General features: G+C 74.2%; 16 protein-coding genes. 9 read left to right on the top strand and 7 right to left on the bottom strand.

Features of this window, described 5'->3' with window-relative positions:
* Positions 1 to 76: 76 nt before the first annotated feature.
* Together ACVCAH_RS14395 and ACVCAH_RS14390 are read right to left on the bottom strand one after the other, a co-directional pair.
* Complete coding sequence (locus ACVCAH_RS14395) at positions 77 to 1,093, bottom strand: tRNA (adenine-N1)-methyltransferase (protein WP_447136616.1); 1,017 nt, start codon at positions 1,091 to 1,093, stop codon at positions 77 to 79.
* Complete coding sequence (locus ACVCAH_RS14390; RefSeq protein WP_447136784.1) at positions 1,090 to 2,181, bottom strand: M50 family metallopeptidase; 1,092 nt, start codon at positions 2,179 to 2,181, stop codon at positions 1,090 to 1,092. The genes ACVCAH_RS14395 and ACVCAH_RS14390 overlap by 4 nt, the downstream gene beginning before the upstream one ends.
* A 151-nt stretch (positions 2,182 to 2,332) precedes the next feature.
* Here ACVCAH_RS14390 and ACVCAH_RS14385 point away from each other — a divergent pair, with 151 nt between their 5' ends.
* The 7 genes from ACVCAH_RS14385 to ACVCAH_RS14355 all read left to right on the top strand — a co-directional run bounded on the left by ACVCAH_RS14385 (position 2,333) and on the right by ACVCAH_RS14355 (position 10,489).
* Positions 2,333 to 3,247 (top strand): RecB family exonuclease, encoded by a 915-nt coding sequence (locus ACVCAH_RS14385; RefSeq protein ID WP_447136615.1) that lies wholly within the window; start codon positions 2,333 to 2,335, stop codon positions 3,245 to 3,247.
* A gap of 316 nt (positions 3,248 to 3,563) precedes the next feature.
* Positions 3,564 to 4,148: a hypothetical protein gene (locus ACVCAH_RS14380; protein WP_447136614.1), complete on the top strand. Its 585-nt coding sequence runs from the start codon at positions 3,564 to 3,566 to the stop codon at positions 4,146 to 4,148.
* A 163-nt stretch (positions 4,149 to 4,311) separates the two neighbouring features.
* Positions 4,312 to 4,851, top strand: coding sequence for a transposase (locus ACVCAH_RS14375; RefSeq protein ID WP_447136613.1), 540 nt, complete (start codon positions 4,312 to 4,314; stop codon positions 4,849 to 4,851).
* Between the two features lie 20 nt (positions 4,852 to 4,871).
* Positions 4,872 to 6,065: a sensor histidine kinase gene (locus ACVCAH_RS14370; protein WP_447136612.1), complete on the top strand. Its 1,194-nt coding sequence runs from the start codon at positions 4,872 to 4,874 to the stop codon at positions 6,063 to 6,065.
* 77 nt (positions 6,066 to 6,142) lie between these two features.
* On the top strand, positions 6,143 to 6,829 hold the full coding sequence (locus ACVCAH_RS14365; RefSeq protein WP_447136611.1) for a response regulator: 687 nt from the start codon (positions 6,143 to 6,145) through the stop codon (positions 6,827 to 6,829).
* 343 nt (positions 6,830 to 7,172) lie between these two features.
* A complete protein-coding gene (locus ACVCAH_RS14360) occupies positions 7,173 to 7,940 on the top strand; it encodes an ABC transporter ATP-binding protein (protein ID WP_447136610.1) in 768 nt (255 codons plus the stop codon).
* A complete protein-coding gene (locus ACVCAH_RS14355) occupies positions 7,940 to 10,489 on the top strand; it encodes an ABC transporter permease (RefSeq protein WP_447136609.1) in 2,550 nt (849 codons plus the stop codon). The genes ACVCAH_RS14360 and ACVCAH_RS14355 overlap by 1 nt, the downstream gene beginning before the upstream one ends.
* 49 nt (positions 10,490 to 10,538) lie before the next feature.
* Here the strand turns inward: ACVCAH_RS14355 and ACVCAH_RS14350 are convergent, their stop codons facing one another.
* From ACVCAH_RS14350 to ACVCAH_RS14330, 5 genes are all read right to left on the bottom strand, one after another.
* Positions 10,539 to 11,189: an HAD family hydrolase gene (locus ACVCAH_RS14350; protein ID WP_447136783.1), complete on the bottom strand. Its 651-nt coding sequence runs from the start codon at positions 11,187 to 11,189 to the stop codon at positions 10,539 to 10,541.
* Between the two features lie 204 nt (positions 11,190 to 11,393).
* Positions 11,394 to 12,143 (bottom strand): neutral zinc metallopeptidase, encoded by a 750-nt coding sequence (locus ACVCAH_RS14345; protein ID WP_447136608.1) that lies wholly within the window; start codon positions 12,141 to 12,143, stop codon positions 11,394 to 11,396.
* 95 nt (positions 12,144 to 12,238) lie between these two features.
* Positions 12,239 to 12,445, bottom strand: coding sequence for a hypothetical protein (locus ACVCAH_RS14340; RefSeq protein ID WP_447136607.1), 207 nt, complete (start codon positions 12,443 to 12,445; stop codon positions 12,239 to 12,241).
* Between the two features lie 154 nt (positions 12,446 to 12,599).
* Positions 12,600 to 12,809, bottom strand: coding sequence for a hypothetical protein (locus ACVCAH_RS14335; protein ID WP_447136606.1), 210 nt, complete (start codon positions 12,807 to 12,809; stop codon positions 12,600 to 12,602).
* 61 nt (positions 12,810 to 12,870) lie between these two features.
* Positions 12,871 to 13,065, bottom strand: coding sequence for a hypothetical protein (locus ACVCAH_RS14330; protein ID WP_447136605.1), 195 nt, complete (start codon positions 13,063 to 13,065; stop codon positions 12,871 to 12,873).
* A 131-nt stretch (positions 13,066 to 13,196) separates the two neighbouring features.
* On the opposite strand from ACVCAH_RS14330, the gene ACVCAH_RS14325 reads away from it, so the two are divergent.
* Together ACVCAH_RS14325 and ACVCAH_RS14320 are read left to right on the top strand one after the other, a co-directional pair.
* Positions 13,197 to 13,598 (top strand): YciI family protein, encoded by a 402-nt coding sequence (locus ACVCAH_RS14325; RefSeq protein ID WP_447136604.1) that lies wholly within the window; start codon positions 13,197 to 13,199, stop codon positions 13,596 to 13,598.
* Positions 13,599 to 13,605: 7 nt separating this feature from the next.
* Positions 13,606 to 14,847 carry an RNA polymerase sigma factor gene (locus ACVCAH_RS14320; protein ID WP_447136603.1) on the top strand — a complete coding sequence of 414 codons (1,242 nt, stop codon included), beginning with the start codon at positions 13,606 to 13,608 and terminating at the stop codon, positions 14,845 to 14,847.
* Positions 14,848 to 14,852: the final 5 nt, after the last annotated feature.

The raw sequence follows: 14,852 nt of genomic DNA, 5'->3' as shown, positions 1-14,852 counted from the left end.
CGCCCGAGGGTCGCACCACCGGCCCGCACCGACCGGCAGGATCCACCCGTTCACTCCCAGCCGCCCCATTCCGCCGTCACGGCCTGTCCATCTCCCCCGTCGAGTCGGGCTGCGCACCGCCGGCCCGGGCGGCCGCCTCCTGACGGGCCGCCTCGGCCTCGCGCAGCGCCTGCCGGCGCTGCACGTACGCCTCGGTGCCCTTGCTGGGCTTGCGCCGCCGCGGCGGCGCGGTCACGCCGGGGGCGAGCTTACGCGCGGACACCAGGAAGGCGGTGTGCGCGATCATGCGGTGGTCCGGGCGGACGGCGAGGCCCTCGGCGTGCCAGTCGCGCACCAGCGACTCCCAGGCCCGCGGCTCGGTCCAGCCGCCGCGCTCGCGCAGCGCCTCCACCAGCTCGGACAGCTGGGGGGTGGTGGCCACGTAGCCGATGAACACGCCGCCGGGCAGCAGCGCCCGCTCGACCATGTCGAGGGTCTCCCACGGGGTGAGCATGTCCAGGATGATCCGGTCGAAGCCGGTCTCGGCGCACTCGGCGACGTCGCCCACGTGCAGCTGCCAGGCGGGGTGCGGCCCGTGGAAGAACGCCTCCACGTTGCGCTTGGCGATCTGGGCGAAGTCGTCGCGCAGCTCGTACGAGTGCAGCTCCCCCTCGGTGCCCACCGCGCGCAGCAGCGAGCAGCTCAGCGCCCCCGAGCCGGCCCCGGCCTCCAGCACCTTGGCGCCGGGGAAGATGTCGCCCATGGCGACGATCTGGGCGGCGTCCTTCGGGTAGATCACCTGTGCGCCGCGCGGCATGGACAGCACGTAGTCCGACAGCAGCGGCCGCAGCGCCAGGAAGGCGGTACCCCCGCCGGAGGTGGTGACCACGCTGCCGTCGGGCAGCCCGATCAGCGCGTCGTGCTCCAGGATGCCCCGGTGGGTGTGGAAGGCCTTGCCCGGCTCCAGGGTGACCGTGTGCATCCGCCCCTTCGGGTCGGTCAGCTGCACCCGGTCGCCGGGCCGGAACGGCCCGCGGTGCACGGGGGTCAGCGCCGGGGTGTCGGCGGGCGCCGGAGCGCCCGGGTCGGCCTGGGCGGAGGGAGTCGCGGTCACGTGTTCATCTTCCGGTCGGGTTCGAGGAGCTGGGCGAGATCCGCGATGTGCAGAACGCCGACGACATCTTCGCCTGCGGTCACCACATACTGTGCGCCCGGGTGGTCCTGCACGGCCTCCATCACCCGCTCCCCGTCGAGCCCGACCGGCAGGGCCGGCAGGCCGGCCAGCGACCGGGACACCGCGTCGACCGCCAGCCAGGGCCGGCGCTCCACCGGCACCGCCTCGGCCGCGACCGGGTCGACCAGGGCGACCGGCCGGCCGGCCGAGTCGGCGACCAGCAGCGCGGCGCCCGGCTCGGCGCCGGCGGCCCGGCGGCGGTGCGCCTCGGCCAGCGGGGTGCCGGTGGGCACGGTCAGCACCGGGCGGGCCAGTCGGGACAGGTCGATCAGCGGGAACCGGCGGCTGACCCGGGCCACCCGGATCGACTGGCCGGCGCCCCGCCACAGGGTGAACGCGACCAGCAGCATCAGGGGCAGCGCCAGCGGCGCCAGCCGCCCGGCGGCGGTGAGCGCGGCGACCAGCAGCGCGGTGCCGACCGCGACGATCCGCCCGACCCAGCCGGCGACCTCGGTGCCGCGGTGCCGGTCCCGGGTGAGCGCCCACACCGCGGCGCGCAGCGCCCGCCCGCCGTCCAGCGGCAGCCCGGGCAGGATGTTGAACAGCGCGACGATCACATTGCTCACCGCGAGCTGGAAGGCGAGCTGGTTGGCCACCGTGCGGTCGGGCAGGGCGAGCGTCGCGGCGACCGCGGCCACGCCGAGCACGGCGGAGACCGCCGGCCCGGCCAGCGACACCAGCAGGTCGACCCGGGGGGTGGGGGCGTCGCGGTCCATCTCGGTGTACCCGCCGAGCAGCTCCAGAGTGATGCCGCGCACACCGATGCCGAAGCGGCGGGCGGTCAGCGCGTGCCCCAGCTCGTGCAGCAGCACCGAGCCGAGCAGCGACACCACGAAACCGAAGCCGATCAGGTAGCCGCTGAGCTGCGGCAGGGCCAACTGGCGGCGGGCGAACTCGGCGTACAGCACAGTGACCAGGGCGGCCAGCAGCAGCATCGAGCCGTTGAGGTGCAGCGGCACCCCGAACACCCGGCCCACGGTCAGGCCGGGGCGCCGCTGCGGCCGGGGTCGCGGTCGCTCGGTCTGCTCCTCCACCGGGTCGATGCTACGGACCGCACCCGTCGCGGCGCGCGGGCGGCGGGGCGTGGTGCTGTCACACCGGTGCCCTAACCTTCCGGGCATGACGGCGGAACCGGTGATCACCCAGCAGCCCGTGGCCCCGGCGGAGGTGCCGGCGACGGTGCGGGCCTCGCTGTCGCCGTCGCGGGCGGCGGATTTCAAGACCTGCCCGCTGCTCTACCGCTTCCGCAGCATCGACCGGCTGCCCGAGCGACCCACCGTCGAGCAGGCCCGGGGCACGCTGGTGCACGCGGTGCTGGAGCGGCTGTTCGACCTGCCGGCCGACGGCCGCACCCCGGCCGCCGCCGGTGACCTGGTGGCCCCCCAGTGGGACCGGCTGGTCACCGAGCAGCCGGAGCTGGCAGGGCTGTTCGCCGACGGCGACGAGCCGGCCGTGGCCGAGTTCCTCCGCTCCGCCACGGCGCTGCTCGACGGCTACTTCGCCGTCGAGGATCCGCGCCGGCTGGAGCCGGCCGAGCGGGAGAGCCTGATCTCCGCGGTGGTCGACGACGAGCTGCTCATCCGGGGCTACCTCGACCGGCTCGACGTCGCGCCGGACGGCGCGCTGCGGGTGGTCGACTACAAGACCGGTGGCGCGCCGCGGGAGGCGTTCGAGGCCCGGGCGCTGTTCCAGCTGAAGTTCTACGCGCTGGTGCTGTGGCGCACCCGCGGCGTGGTGCCCCGGGTGCTCCGGCTGCTCTACCTCAAGGACGCGGAGGTCTGCGACTACGCGCCGGACGCCGACGAGCTGGTCCGCTTCGAGCGCACCGTGGTGGCGCTGTGGCGGGCGATCGAACAGGCCACCGCCGGGCAGGATTTCCGTCCCCGGCCGAGCCGGCTCTGCGACTGGTGCAGCCACCAGGCGCGCTGCCCGAGCTTCGGGGGCACCCCGCCGCCGTTCCCCACCGCGGTGTCCGCGCCGGATCCGCTGCGCGACGCCCGGTCCCGGCCGGCGCCCCCCGGCGCCGACGAGTGACCCACCGGTCGGCGCGCCCCGCCCCTGAGGCGGGGGCGGGTCGTCTCCTCCGCAGGGAGGAGGGCGGCTCACCGCCGGCGACGATCTTTCCGGCGGGTCGCGACGGCTAGTGCGGTGGCCATTAACGTTCGTCGGGTTGGGCGGGGTTGGGGAATTGTCGTAGGGGTGGTGTTGGCTGGGGTTTGTGCCTCGCCGTCGGGATCCTGCTGCGCTGCGGGTTGTGCATTGCACGGCGCGGGTGGGGTTGCGGGTGACGGCGGGGCAGCGGCGGCGGTGTTTCGGCCTGTTGCGCTCGGCGGGTGATGTGTGGGCGTGTGTGTTGGAGGTCAACGCGTGGCGACGCCGCCGCCGCGACGCGCCGCTGGTCGGTTATCAGGAGTTGTGTCGGGAGTTGGCGGTGTCGGGGCCGGGCACGTTCGCCGAACTCGATTCCACCGGGGCGCGGTCGGTGCTGCGTCGGTTCTCCGACGCGTGGTTCGCGGCCGCCAAGCGCCGCGCTGCGGGTGAGGTGTCGGCCCGGTTTCCGCGGCGGCGGCGGGGTTTGCTGGCGGTGCGTTGGTATCACGGCACCTTCGGCATCGATGGGCGCAGAGTGCGGATCCCGACCGCCAAAGGCAGCCCGCCGTTGTGGGTGCGGTTGGCGCGGGATGTGCCGTATCCGGTGGAGCAGGTCCGGTCGATCACCTTGTTGTGCGAGGGTGGGCGGCTGTTTCTCGACGTCACCGCCGAAGTCCCAGTGGTCACCTACCCGCCGGGTGAGGAGCCGGATGTGGGCCGGGTGGCCGGGGTGGATCTGGGGATCATTCACCCGTACGCGGTGGCTGGCCCCGGCGGTGAGGGGCTGTTGGTGTCGGGGCGGGCGATCCGCGCTGAGCATCGCATGCACCTGGCCGACACCTAAGGCCCGCCGCCGCGCCGTATCCGGCCGGGCACCGAAGCCGGGTCAGCGGGGGTCACGGCGGTGGCGGCGCTACCGCCGTCGTGCCCGGCTGGTGGAGGGCCGGCATCGGCGGCGGGTCCGCCAAGCCCAACACGAGGCCGCCCGAACCGTCATCACCTGGGCCGTGAGCCGGCGAGTCGGGGTGCTGCACGTCGGGGACCCCCGCGGGGTGCTCGACCTGCCGGCGGGGCGGCGGCACAATCTGCGGCTGCGGCAGTGGCAGATCGGCCGGCTCATCCAGGTCCTGGCGGACAAGGCCGCCCTCGCCGGCATCACCGTCCGGCTCGTCGATGAGCGGGGCACGTCATCGACCTGTCCCGCCTGCCGACGGCGGGTGCCGAAACCTCGTGGGCGGACGCTGACCTGCCCGCACTGCGCATTTTCCGGGCACCGTGACCTGGTCGCGGCCGCCAGCATCGCCACCCGCACCCCGGGCGGCGGACCCACCACCCCCACAGCAGCTGTCGTGCTGCCGGAGGTGGTCACGCACCGTCGAGCAGGCCGGCACCTACCCGGCGCCGGCCAGTCCCGACGTGATCCCCGCCGCCCACGGTCGGCGCGAGGATCAGTTGGCCCGCGGAGGCCCGCCCCACCACCCGGTGGGGAGTCGCTCACCTTTCACGGTGAGGATCCACAACACCACCGGACACCCGGTGAACGTTAGTGGACACCGCACGTTCCGGTATGACGTCAGGCCCGAGGGAGTGGTCGCGCCGGCACCCGCTGGTCGCCGACGCGCTGCTCGCCGCCGGGCTGGTCGCGGCGGAGGCGCTGTTCACCCTGCTCACCCCGCGCGAGCTGTGGCCCCGGCCGCTGCCGGCGGCGCTGGGCTGGAGCGCGCTCTGCGCGGCGCCGGCGGCGCTGCGCCGGGTGGCGCCCTGGCCGGCGGTGGGCGCGGCGTTGGCCACGCTGGTCCTGCCCGCGCTGCTCGACGTCGCGCCGAGCACGCAGGGGCTGGCCTTCATCGTGCTTACCTACTCGATCGCCGCACGGCGGGCGGTACGCGAGGCGGTCGCCGCGGCGGTGCTGCTGTGGCTGCCCGCCGCGGTGGTGAGCGCGCTGACCCCGCCGGCCGGCGTGCTCGAGGTCTCCCCCGCCTCCCTGGTGCTGAACAACCTGCTGGTCGGGGCCGTGGCGTTCTCGGTGGGCCGCACGGTGCACGCCCGGCGGACGTCGACCGAGGCGTTGCGGGAGCGCGCCCGGGTGGCCGAGGAGAACCAGCGGGCCCTGGCCGAGCAGGCCGTCGCCGACGAGCGCCGGCGGATCGCCCGGGAACTGCATGACGTGGTCGCCCACCACGTCAGCGTGATGGGGGTGCTGGCCACCGGGGCGCGTCGGGTGCTGCGGCGGGACCCGGACGCGGCGGACGAGGCGGTCGCCACCATCGAGGAGACCGGCCGGGCCACCCTGCGGGAGCTGCGCCGGCTGCTGGACGTGCTGCGCACCGACGCCGAGCCGGCGGCCGACCTGGCCCCGCAGCCGGGGCTGGCCGGCATCGGGGCGCTCGTCGACCAGGTACGCGAGGCGGGCCTGCCGGTCACCCTGCGGGTGGAGGGCACGCCCGGGGCGATGGAGCAGGGGGTGGCTTTGACGCTGTACCGGATCGCGCAGGAGGCGCTGACCAACGCGCTCAAGCACGCCGGGGCGGCGACCGCGCAGGTGCGGTTGGGCTTCGGCGCCGACGCCGTCGAGGTGGAGGTGACCGACACCGGGCGCGGGCCCCACCCCGGTACCGACCGGATCGGGCACGGACTGGTCGGGATGCGGGAGCGGGTCGGCCTCTACGGTGGGGTCCTGCGGATCGGGGCGCGCCCCGGCGGCGGCTTCCGGGTGTACGCGAGGATTCCGGTGGAGCCGGCGGGCACCCGCCCGGCGTGACGGTTCGGCGGGACGACCGCCGGGCGGGCCGGCCGGGCAGCGTAGGACAGTCAGCACAGCGCGACAGGGGAGAGCGGATGACCGACCCGACGGCACCGGCGCGGCCGGTGCGGATCCTGCTCGCCGATGACCAGCCGCTGCTGCGCACCGGATTCCGGATGGTGCTCGGCGCGGAGGACGACCTGGACATCGTCGCCGAGGCCGGTGACGGGGTGGAGGCGGTGGAGCTGTCCCGGCGGCTGCTGCCGGACGTGGTGCTGATGGACATCCGGATGCCCCGGATGGACGGGGTCGCCGCGACCCGGACCATCGTCGAGGCCCGCCTGCCGGTGCGGGTGCTGATCCTGACCACCTTCGACCTCGACGAGTACGTGGTGGGGGCGCTGCGGGCCGGGGCGAGCGGCTTCCTGGCCAAGGACGTGCCCGCCGACGACCTGGTGGCCGCGATCCGGACGGTGGCCGCCGGGGACGCGGTGGTCGGCCCGCGGATCCTCAAGCGGCTGCTGGACCGCTTCGCCGACGTGCTGCCGGACCCGGCGGCGACCCCGCCGAGGACGCTGGACGCGCTCACCGAACGGGAGCGGGAGGTGCTGGTGCACGTCGCCCGGGGCCTGTCCAACGCCGAGATCGCCCGGGCGTTGTCGGTGAGCGAGACCACGATCAAGACCCATGTCGGGCACGTGCTGACCAAGCTGGGGCTGCGCGACCGGGTGCAGGCGGTGGTGCTGGCGTACGAGTCGGGACTGGTCCGCCCCCGGGCGTAGCGGGTCCCCCTCCGGCTACGGCCCGGGGCGTACCCGGGGATCCGCCCGTGGGGCGACGGCGCGGTTGTCCCGGTCACCTACCGTGACGGAAGACGGCGCGGCGCGGTTGACCCTGACGCGGCGTCAGTGTGCAGGATCGGTCCCGGCCGGCGGAAACACGCTCGACCGGCGGCCGGCTCAGGGGCAACCCTGAGTCGGCGATCGGGGGCACCCGCAGCGCGAAATCCGCCCCGGTTCCACCCGGAGTCGGACGGATCGGCGGCGGGGAGCACAGATGATGGGGGCTGCCGTGCCGGACCAGCGGGGGCGGCGCGGATCGAATTCAGAGGAAGAGGTGCATGACGTGACCGCGACGGTAGGCCAGGCGCAGGCCGCGGCCCGGGCGAACGACGTGTGGAAGGTGTACGGCAGCGGCGAGGCGCAGGTCGTCGCGCTGCGGGGGGTCAGCGCGGAGTTCGAACGGGGCCGGTTCACGGCGATCATGGGGCCGTCCGGGTCGGGCAAGTCGACGTTGATGCACTGCCTGGCCGGGCTGGACTCGGTCACCCGGGGCACCGTGTCGATCGGCGACACCACGGTCACCGGCCTGGGCGACTCGGGGCTGACGAAGCTGCGCCGCGACAAGGTGGGCTTCATCTTCCAGCAGTTCAACCTGCTGCCGACGCTGACCGCGAAGGAGAACATCCTGCTGCCGCTGTCGATCGCCGGCCGCAAGCCCGACCCGGCCTGGTACGACACGGTCATCGCCACGGTGGGCCTGCGGGACCGGCTGGACCACCGGCCGGCGCAGCTCTCCGGTGGCCAGCAGCAGCGGGTGGCGTGCGCGCGGGCGCTGGTCTCCCGGCCCGAGGTGATCTTCGCCGACGAGCCGACCGGCAACCTGGACTCGCGCTCCGGCGCCGAGGTGCTGAACTTCCTGCGCAACTCGGTACGCGAGCACGGGCAGACCATCGTGATGGTCACCCACGACCCGACCGCCGCCGCGTACGCCGACCGGGTGGTCTTCCTCGCCGACGGGCAGATCGTCTCCGAGCTGATCGAGCCGACCGCCGAGACGGTGCTGGACACCATGAAGAAGCTGGACACGCACGCCGCCGAGGTGGGCAACTGATGTTCCGGGCGACACTGAAGAGCCTGCTGGCCCGCAAGGTCCGGCTCATCCTGTCCGGCCTCGCGGTGGTGCTCGGGGTCATGTTCGTCTCGGGCGCGTTCGTGCTCACCGACACCCTCGGCCGCTCGTTCGACGCGATCTTCGCGGACGCGTACGAGGGGGTGGACGTCAACGTCGCCGCCAAGCCGAAGATCGCGCTCGGCGAGACCGAGGGCGAGCAGGTCTCCCCGCCGTTCCCGGCGGCCACGCTCGACAAGGTGAAGGCGGTGCCCGGGGTGGCCGAGGCCACCGGGGTGGTCGCCGCCGACGGGGCACGGCTGATCGGCGGCAACGGCAAGGTGGTGACCTCGTTCGGCCCGCCGCAGCTGGGTGAGAACTGGACCGGCGAGAACGACCTGGTGCAGCTGCGCGAGGGGCGGGGGCCGCAGGCCGCCGACGAGATCGTGATCAACAAGGCGCTCGCGACGGCCGGCAAGGTGAAGGTCGGCGACCGGGTCGGCGTCCTGACCCTGGAGCCGAAGCGCGAGTTCACCATCGTCGGCGTGTTCGGCTACAGCGGTGGCCGGGACTCGATCGGCGGCGCCAACGAGATCATGTTCACCACGCCGATCGCACAGCAGTTGATGCTCGGCGCGCCGGACACCTACAACAGCGTGTCGATCAAGGCCGCCGACGGGGTGTCCGACGAGTCGCTGCGCGACGCGGTGGCCGCCGCGGTGGGCGCCGGGTACGAGGTGAAGACCGGCGAGCAGCTCTCCGCCGACGCGGCGGCCGGGCTGAAGGAGGCGCTGACCTTCTTCAACCGGATCCTGCTCGGCTTCGCGGCGGTGGCCCTGCTGGTGGGCACCTTCCTGATCCTGAACACCTTCTCGATCATCGTGGCCCAGCGCACCCGCGAGCTGGCGCTGATGCGCGCCATCGGGGCCAGTGGCAAGCAGATCATCGGGTCGGTGGTGCTGGAGGCCGTCGCGGTGGGGCTGATCGCCTCGGTGCTCGGTCTCGGCGCCGGCATCGGCATCGGCGCGCTGCTGGCGTACCTGTTCAGCACGTTCGCCGGCGGGCTGACCCTGGCCGGGCTCGGCGTGCCGCCGTCCGCCGTGATCGGCGCGTTCTCCGTCGGCCTGGTGATCACCGTGGTGGCGGCGCTGCTGCCGGCGCTGCGGGCGTCCCGGATCCCGCCGATCGCGGCGATGCAGGACGTGGCGACGCCGGACCGCCCGCTGACCAAGATCACCGTTGCTGGTGGCGTCGTCACCGCGATCGGCGCCACGCTGCTGGCCCTGGGGTTGACGGGCAACGCCGGGGACAACACCCTGGCCACCATCCTCGGTGGGGTGCTCTTCGCCTTCATCGGCGTGGCGCTGCTGACCCCGCTGATCAGCCGGCCGGTGGTGAGCCTGCTCGGCGCGATCTTCGCCTGGTCGGTGCCGGGCAAGCTGGGTCGGCTCAACTCCGGGCGCAACCCGCGGCGTACCGCCATCACCGCTGCCGCGCTGATGGTGGGCATCGCCCTGGTCACCGGCGTGACGGTGATCCTGGACTCGGCGAAGAGCAGCATCAGCGGCCTGGCCCAGGACACCATCAAGGCCGAGCTGGTGATCTCCGGGGCGCAGAGCGGCCCGCGGCCGCCGAGCTTCGACCCGGCCGTGCTGGAGAAGGCGGCGGCGATCCCCGGCGTACGCCTGGTCGACGGCGAGTACGGCGACATGGCGCTGGTCGGCGGCGAGCGAACCTGGGTGGCGGCGAGCAGCGACGTGGCCGCGCTGCGGCAGATCTTCGGGGCGACCCCCACCGCCGGTGACATCGACCGGCTCGCGCCGGACCAGATGCTGGTCAGCTCGGACACCGCGAAGTCGCGCGGGCTCTCCGTCGGCTCCCAGGTGCCGGTGCAGCTGGCCCGCGGTGAGGCGCGCACGTACACCGTGAGCGGCATCTACGCCAGCTCGCAGCTGACCAACCCGGTGCTGCTGCCGCCGGCGGCGGCACGCGAGTTCAGCATCCCGCAGCCGATCCAGGGCTTCATCCAGCTTGCCCCCGGCACCTCGGTGGCCTCGGTGCAGCCGCAGGTCGAGGCGCTGCTGGCCGACTCGCCCGAGGTGTCGGTGGCCGACCGGGACGCGTTCATCGAGCAGCAGGCCGGTCAGTTGGACGGGCTGCTCACGATGATCCAGATCCTGCTGGCGCTGGCCATCGTGATCGCCGTGCTCGGCATCATCAACACCCTGGCGCTGTCGGTGCTGGAGCGCACCCGGGAGCTGGGGCTGCTGCGGGCGATCGGGCTGCGCCGGGCGCAGACCATGCGGATGATCACGGTGGAGGCGGTGGTGATCTCGGTGTTCGGCGCGCTGCTCGGCGTGGCGGTCGGCAGCGGCCTCGGCGCCGCGGTGGTCGAGGCGCTGAAGGACGAGGGGATCACCGACCTGGTGCTGCCCTGGTCGCAGATGGGGATCTTCCTCGGCCTGGCCGCGATCGTCGGGGTGATCGCCGCGGTGCTGCCGGCGGTCCGGGCCGCCCGGATCAACGTGCTGGGCGCGATCGCCCACGACTGAGGTCGCCGTGTGCGAGGAGGGGCCCGCCGACCGGCGGGCCCCTCCTGCGTCATCCGGTCGGGGGTTCGCCGAGCAGGGCGGCCAGCAGCTCCAGGTCCGCGCCGGTGAGGCTCTCCACCTGGTGTACGCCGTCCATCGCGGCGATCGGCACCTCGGCCGGCACGGCCAGCACCGCAGCACCGGCGGCGAGCGCGCTCGCCACCCCGGTCGGCGAGTCCTCGATGGCCACGCAGCGGGCGATCGGCACGTCGAGCAGCCGGGCGGCGGTCAGGTACGGCTCCGGGTGCGGCTTGGTGGCGTCCACCTCGTCGCCGCAGACCACCGCGTCGAAACTGTCCCGGCCGAGGGTGTCCAGCGCGACCTCCACCAGCGGCCGGCCGCTGGAGGTGACCAGGGCGGTGGGTATGCCCGCCGCCCGGACCGCCCGCAGCAGGTTCAGCGCGCCGGGACGCCAACGCAGCCCGGTGCGGAACAGCTCCAGGATCCGGGCGTCGATCCACGCCGCGCTGATCTGTGGGTCGCGCTCCGGCTGGCCCAGGTCGTCGTGCAGGATGCGCATCGACGCCGCCATGCTGGTGCCGACCATCGCCTTGCGGGCGGCGTCGGAGAGCGTCCCGCCGTACTCGGCGGCCAGCTCGTGCAGCGCGACGTCCCACAGCTTCTCGCTGTCGACCAGGGTGCCGTCCATGTCGAAGAGCACGGCGGCGGGATGGCGGTTGCGCGGCGGATCGGTCACGCCCGGATCCTCTCAACCGGGGCGCGGGCGGCTCGCCGGAGGTGCCGTCGAGGTGACCTGCCCGACGACCGGCGCCCGCCGGGCGCGCTCGTGGGCGGCTCGCCGGGTCGTGCCGGCCGCCATCGCGGCGGCCCGGGTTCCTCCAGAGGTCCGATGCGCCCGGCCGGCTCAGCGCAGGTCGCAGGCGGCCAGGGACTGCTCGTAGCCACGGAAGAACGACTCGGTGCGCTGCTCGGCGGTGCCGTGCGAACCCTCGGCGAACCACGGCTGGTCGGGGTCGTCGCCAACGGCGAGCAGCCCGTCGCGGAACTCGTCCAGGTCGCCCTCGTCGAGGGTCAGCGCCTTGGCGCGCACCGAGTCCCCCAGGTACGCCCCGGCCATGCAGTCGGCCTGCAACTCCTGCTGGATGGTGAAGCTGTAGCGGATGCCGAGCCGGACCTGGATGGCGTGCGCGTACTCGTGGCCGAGCAGGTAGAACACGAACGCGTCACCGACCTGCCGGAACGCCCCCACCGACCAGCGGACGTCGTAGGCGATGAAGTCGCCGGCCGAGCAGTAGACCGCATTGTTGCGGGGAATCTCCTGCCCGCCGCAGGTCACCTCGCCAGAGCGCTGGTAGGGGATGATCCGCCGGACCGGCCGGAACTGCTGCCCCGAGGCCCGGAACTGCTCGGGCCAGTAGCGCTCGGCGATGCTCTGCGCGTCGCGCACGTCCTGCTGGAACTCCTCGACGCTGGTGGTCCCGTCCGCCCGGGTCTGTTCCGCCCCGGGCGAGGCGGATGCCCCGGGACGCTGCGGCGCGGGCTCGCCACCGTCCGGTTCGGAGACCCCGCCGACGAAACAGCCGGCGGTCGCCACCAACGCCACCAGGAAGCCGGCCAGCGGCCCGCGCGGTGGCCGGTGCGAACGTGCCGTCACAGTGCCCCTCCCGGCGTCGGCGATGCCCGTGCAGTACCCCGACGGCACGTCCGTCATGCCCTCGCAGTGATCTACGGCGCGCGCCCGGCTCCGGTTCAGTGCGGGTGGTTGCCCCGCTGAACGACGTGGGACTGCGTCATGTAGCGCTCCGCCGCATGCCGCTCCTGGGCGATCCGTGCCTGCCCGGCGGCGGCGGTGTCGTCGGGGGAACTGAGTCGCCGGCGGTCCCGCCAGCCCACGTAGCCGAACGCGCCCGCCGCAGCGAGCGCCATGATGCTGAGCAATACCCACCAGGCCGTCATGTTCCGATGGTAGGGACGTCGAGCAAGGACTTCCCGGTGTGGGTTCAGCCGTCAGGGCAGCGACCTGCCCGACCGGCCGAGGCGGCCCGCAGCCCGCCGCCACCGCGGCACGGCCGGCGCCGGTCCACGGCCCGGCGGTGGCCAGGCCGTCCGGTCAGCCGGACGAGTCGTTCCGCGCCCGATAGATCTCGCCCTGCGAGGCGTGCACATCAACCCCGTACCGCTCCTGGGCGATGCGGGCGGCCCGGTCGGCCGCCGTGTCGTCGGGTGAGCTGAGCCGGCTACGGTCCCGCCATCCGAGGTAGCCGAAGACGCCGGCGAGGAGCAGCACCAGCGCGCCGATCGAAAGCCAGACCATCGTCATGTCTCGACGGTATCGGGCCGCCGCACCTGCCGGCCGACGATAGGCTCTGCGGCCATCCCGACTACACGTGCCACGGCCAGGACTGCGCCGGGGAGGCGTTCGCGTCGGTCTCGTGCGCGTGCTGGCGGGCGCGGGCGGCCCGGTCGATGGTCGCGTCCTCGGAGGCCCTGCGCCGGCGACGGTCCCGCCAGCCCACCCAGGCGCACGATCCCAGAATCAGCGCCGCCATGCCGCCGAGCACCGCCCACATCGTCATGCGTCAACGATAGGTGGCCCGCGCACCCCCGGGGCGGCATACGCTCCGCCCTCCGGTGTCCGGAAGCGGCCGGCGGCGCCGACGTCTCGGGTGAGCGGCGCCGCGCGGCGCCGGACGAGGAGGATGGCGACATGAAGTACATGATTCTGCTGTACGGCTCCCAGCAGGACTACGACGCGATGGCCGGGCGGTCCACCGGCAAGCCGGCCATGTCGGCCGAGGACGTGGCCGCGATGCACGCCCACATGGGGAAGGTCCACCGGGCCCTGGCCGAATCCGGTGAGCTGGTGGACGCACGCGGGCTGGTCGCCCCGGTGCACGCCCGTCGGGTGCAGGTCAGCGGCGGCGTTCCGGTGGTCACCGACGGGCCGTACCCGGAGACGCAGGAGGTGCTGGCCGGCTACACCATCGTGGAGTGCGACAGCTTCGACCGGGCCACCGAGATCGCCGCCGGCTTCGTCAACCCGGACGCCCCCGGCGAGTACGTGGACGTGCGGCCGGTCGCCGAGGGCATCGCCGACCTGGACGGTTGAGCCGACCGTGCCCGAGGAGACCGTCGAGGACCTGCTGCGCCGGCTGGCGCCGCAGGTCCTCGGCGCGCTCGTGCGCCGCTACGGCCACTTCGACACCGCCGAGGACGCCACCCAGGAGGCGCTGATCGCGGCGGCCTCCGGCTGGCGGCGCGACGGCATACCGGAGAATCCGCGCGGCTGGCTGATCACCGTGGCGTCGCGCCGGCTGACCGATCTGCTGCGCAGCGAGCAGGCCCGGCGGCGCCGGGAGGACACGGTGGCCCGGTGGGTGCTGCCCGAGCAACGGGTCGCCCCGGCCGCCGACCGCCCGCCGGCCGACACCGACGACAGGCTCACCCTGCTGTTCCTGTGCTGCCATCCGGCGCTGTCGCCGGCCGCGCAGATCGCGCTCACCCTGCGCGCCGTCGGCGGGTTGAGCACCGCCGAGGTGGCCCGGGCGTTCCTGGTGCCGGAGGCCACGATGACCCGCCGGATCACCCGCGGCAAGCAGCGCATCCGCGACAGCGGCCTGCCCTTCGCGATGCCCGCCGGGCCCGAGCGCGCCGCGCGCCTCGCGGCCGTGCTGCACGTGCTCTACCTGATCTTCAACGAGGGGTACGCCAGCACCGCCGGCCGGGCCCTGCTGCGCGCCGACCTGTCGGCCGAGGCGATCCGGCTGACCCGCCTGCTGCACCGGCTGCTGCCGGACGACCCGGAGGTCGCCGGACTGCTGGCATTGATGCTGCTCACCGACGCCCGGGCACCGGCCCGGACCGGGCCGCACGGCGAGCTGGTGCCGATGGCCGAGCAGGACCGCGGCCGGTGGAAGGCGGACCAGATCGCCGAGGGCGTCGCCCTGGTCACCGCCGCGCTCCCCCGCGGCCGGGTCGGCCCGTACCAACTGCAGGCGGCGATCGCCGCGGTGCACGACGAGGCACCCAGTGCCGAGGCGACCGACTGGCCGCAAATCACCGCCCTGTACGAGGTGCTCCGGCAGATCGACGACAGCCCGGTGGTGGCGCTCAACCACGCGGTGGCGGTGGCCATGAGCCGCGGCGCGACGGCCGGACTCGCCCTGGTCGAGGCGCTGGCCGACGACGGTCGGCTGGCCGGGAACCCCCGCCTGCCGGCCGTCCGGGCACACCTGCTGGAGCTGCTCGGCGACCGTACCGCCGCCCGGGACGCCTACCGGGCGGCGGCCGCCCGGTCGACCAACCTGGCGCAGCAGCGCTACCTGAACGCCCGGGCCGACCGCCTCGCCGGCGGGTGACCCGC

This window comes from Micromonospora sp. LZ34, from assembly GCF_052981855.1.
The sequence above is the reverse complement of the archived record's forward strand: the minus strand, read 5'-3'. Positions and strand labels throughout refer to the sequence as shown.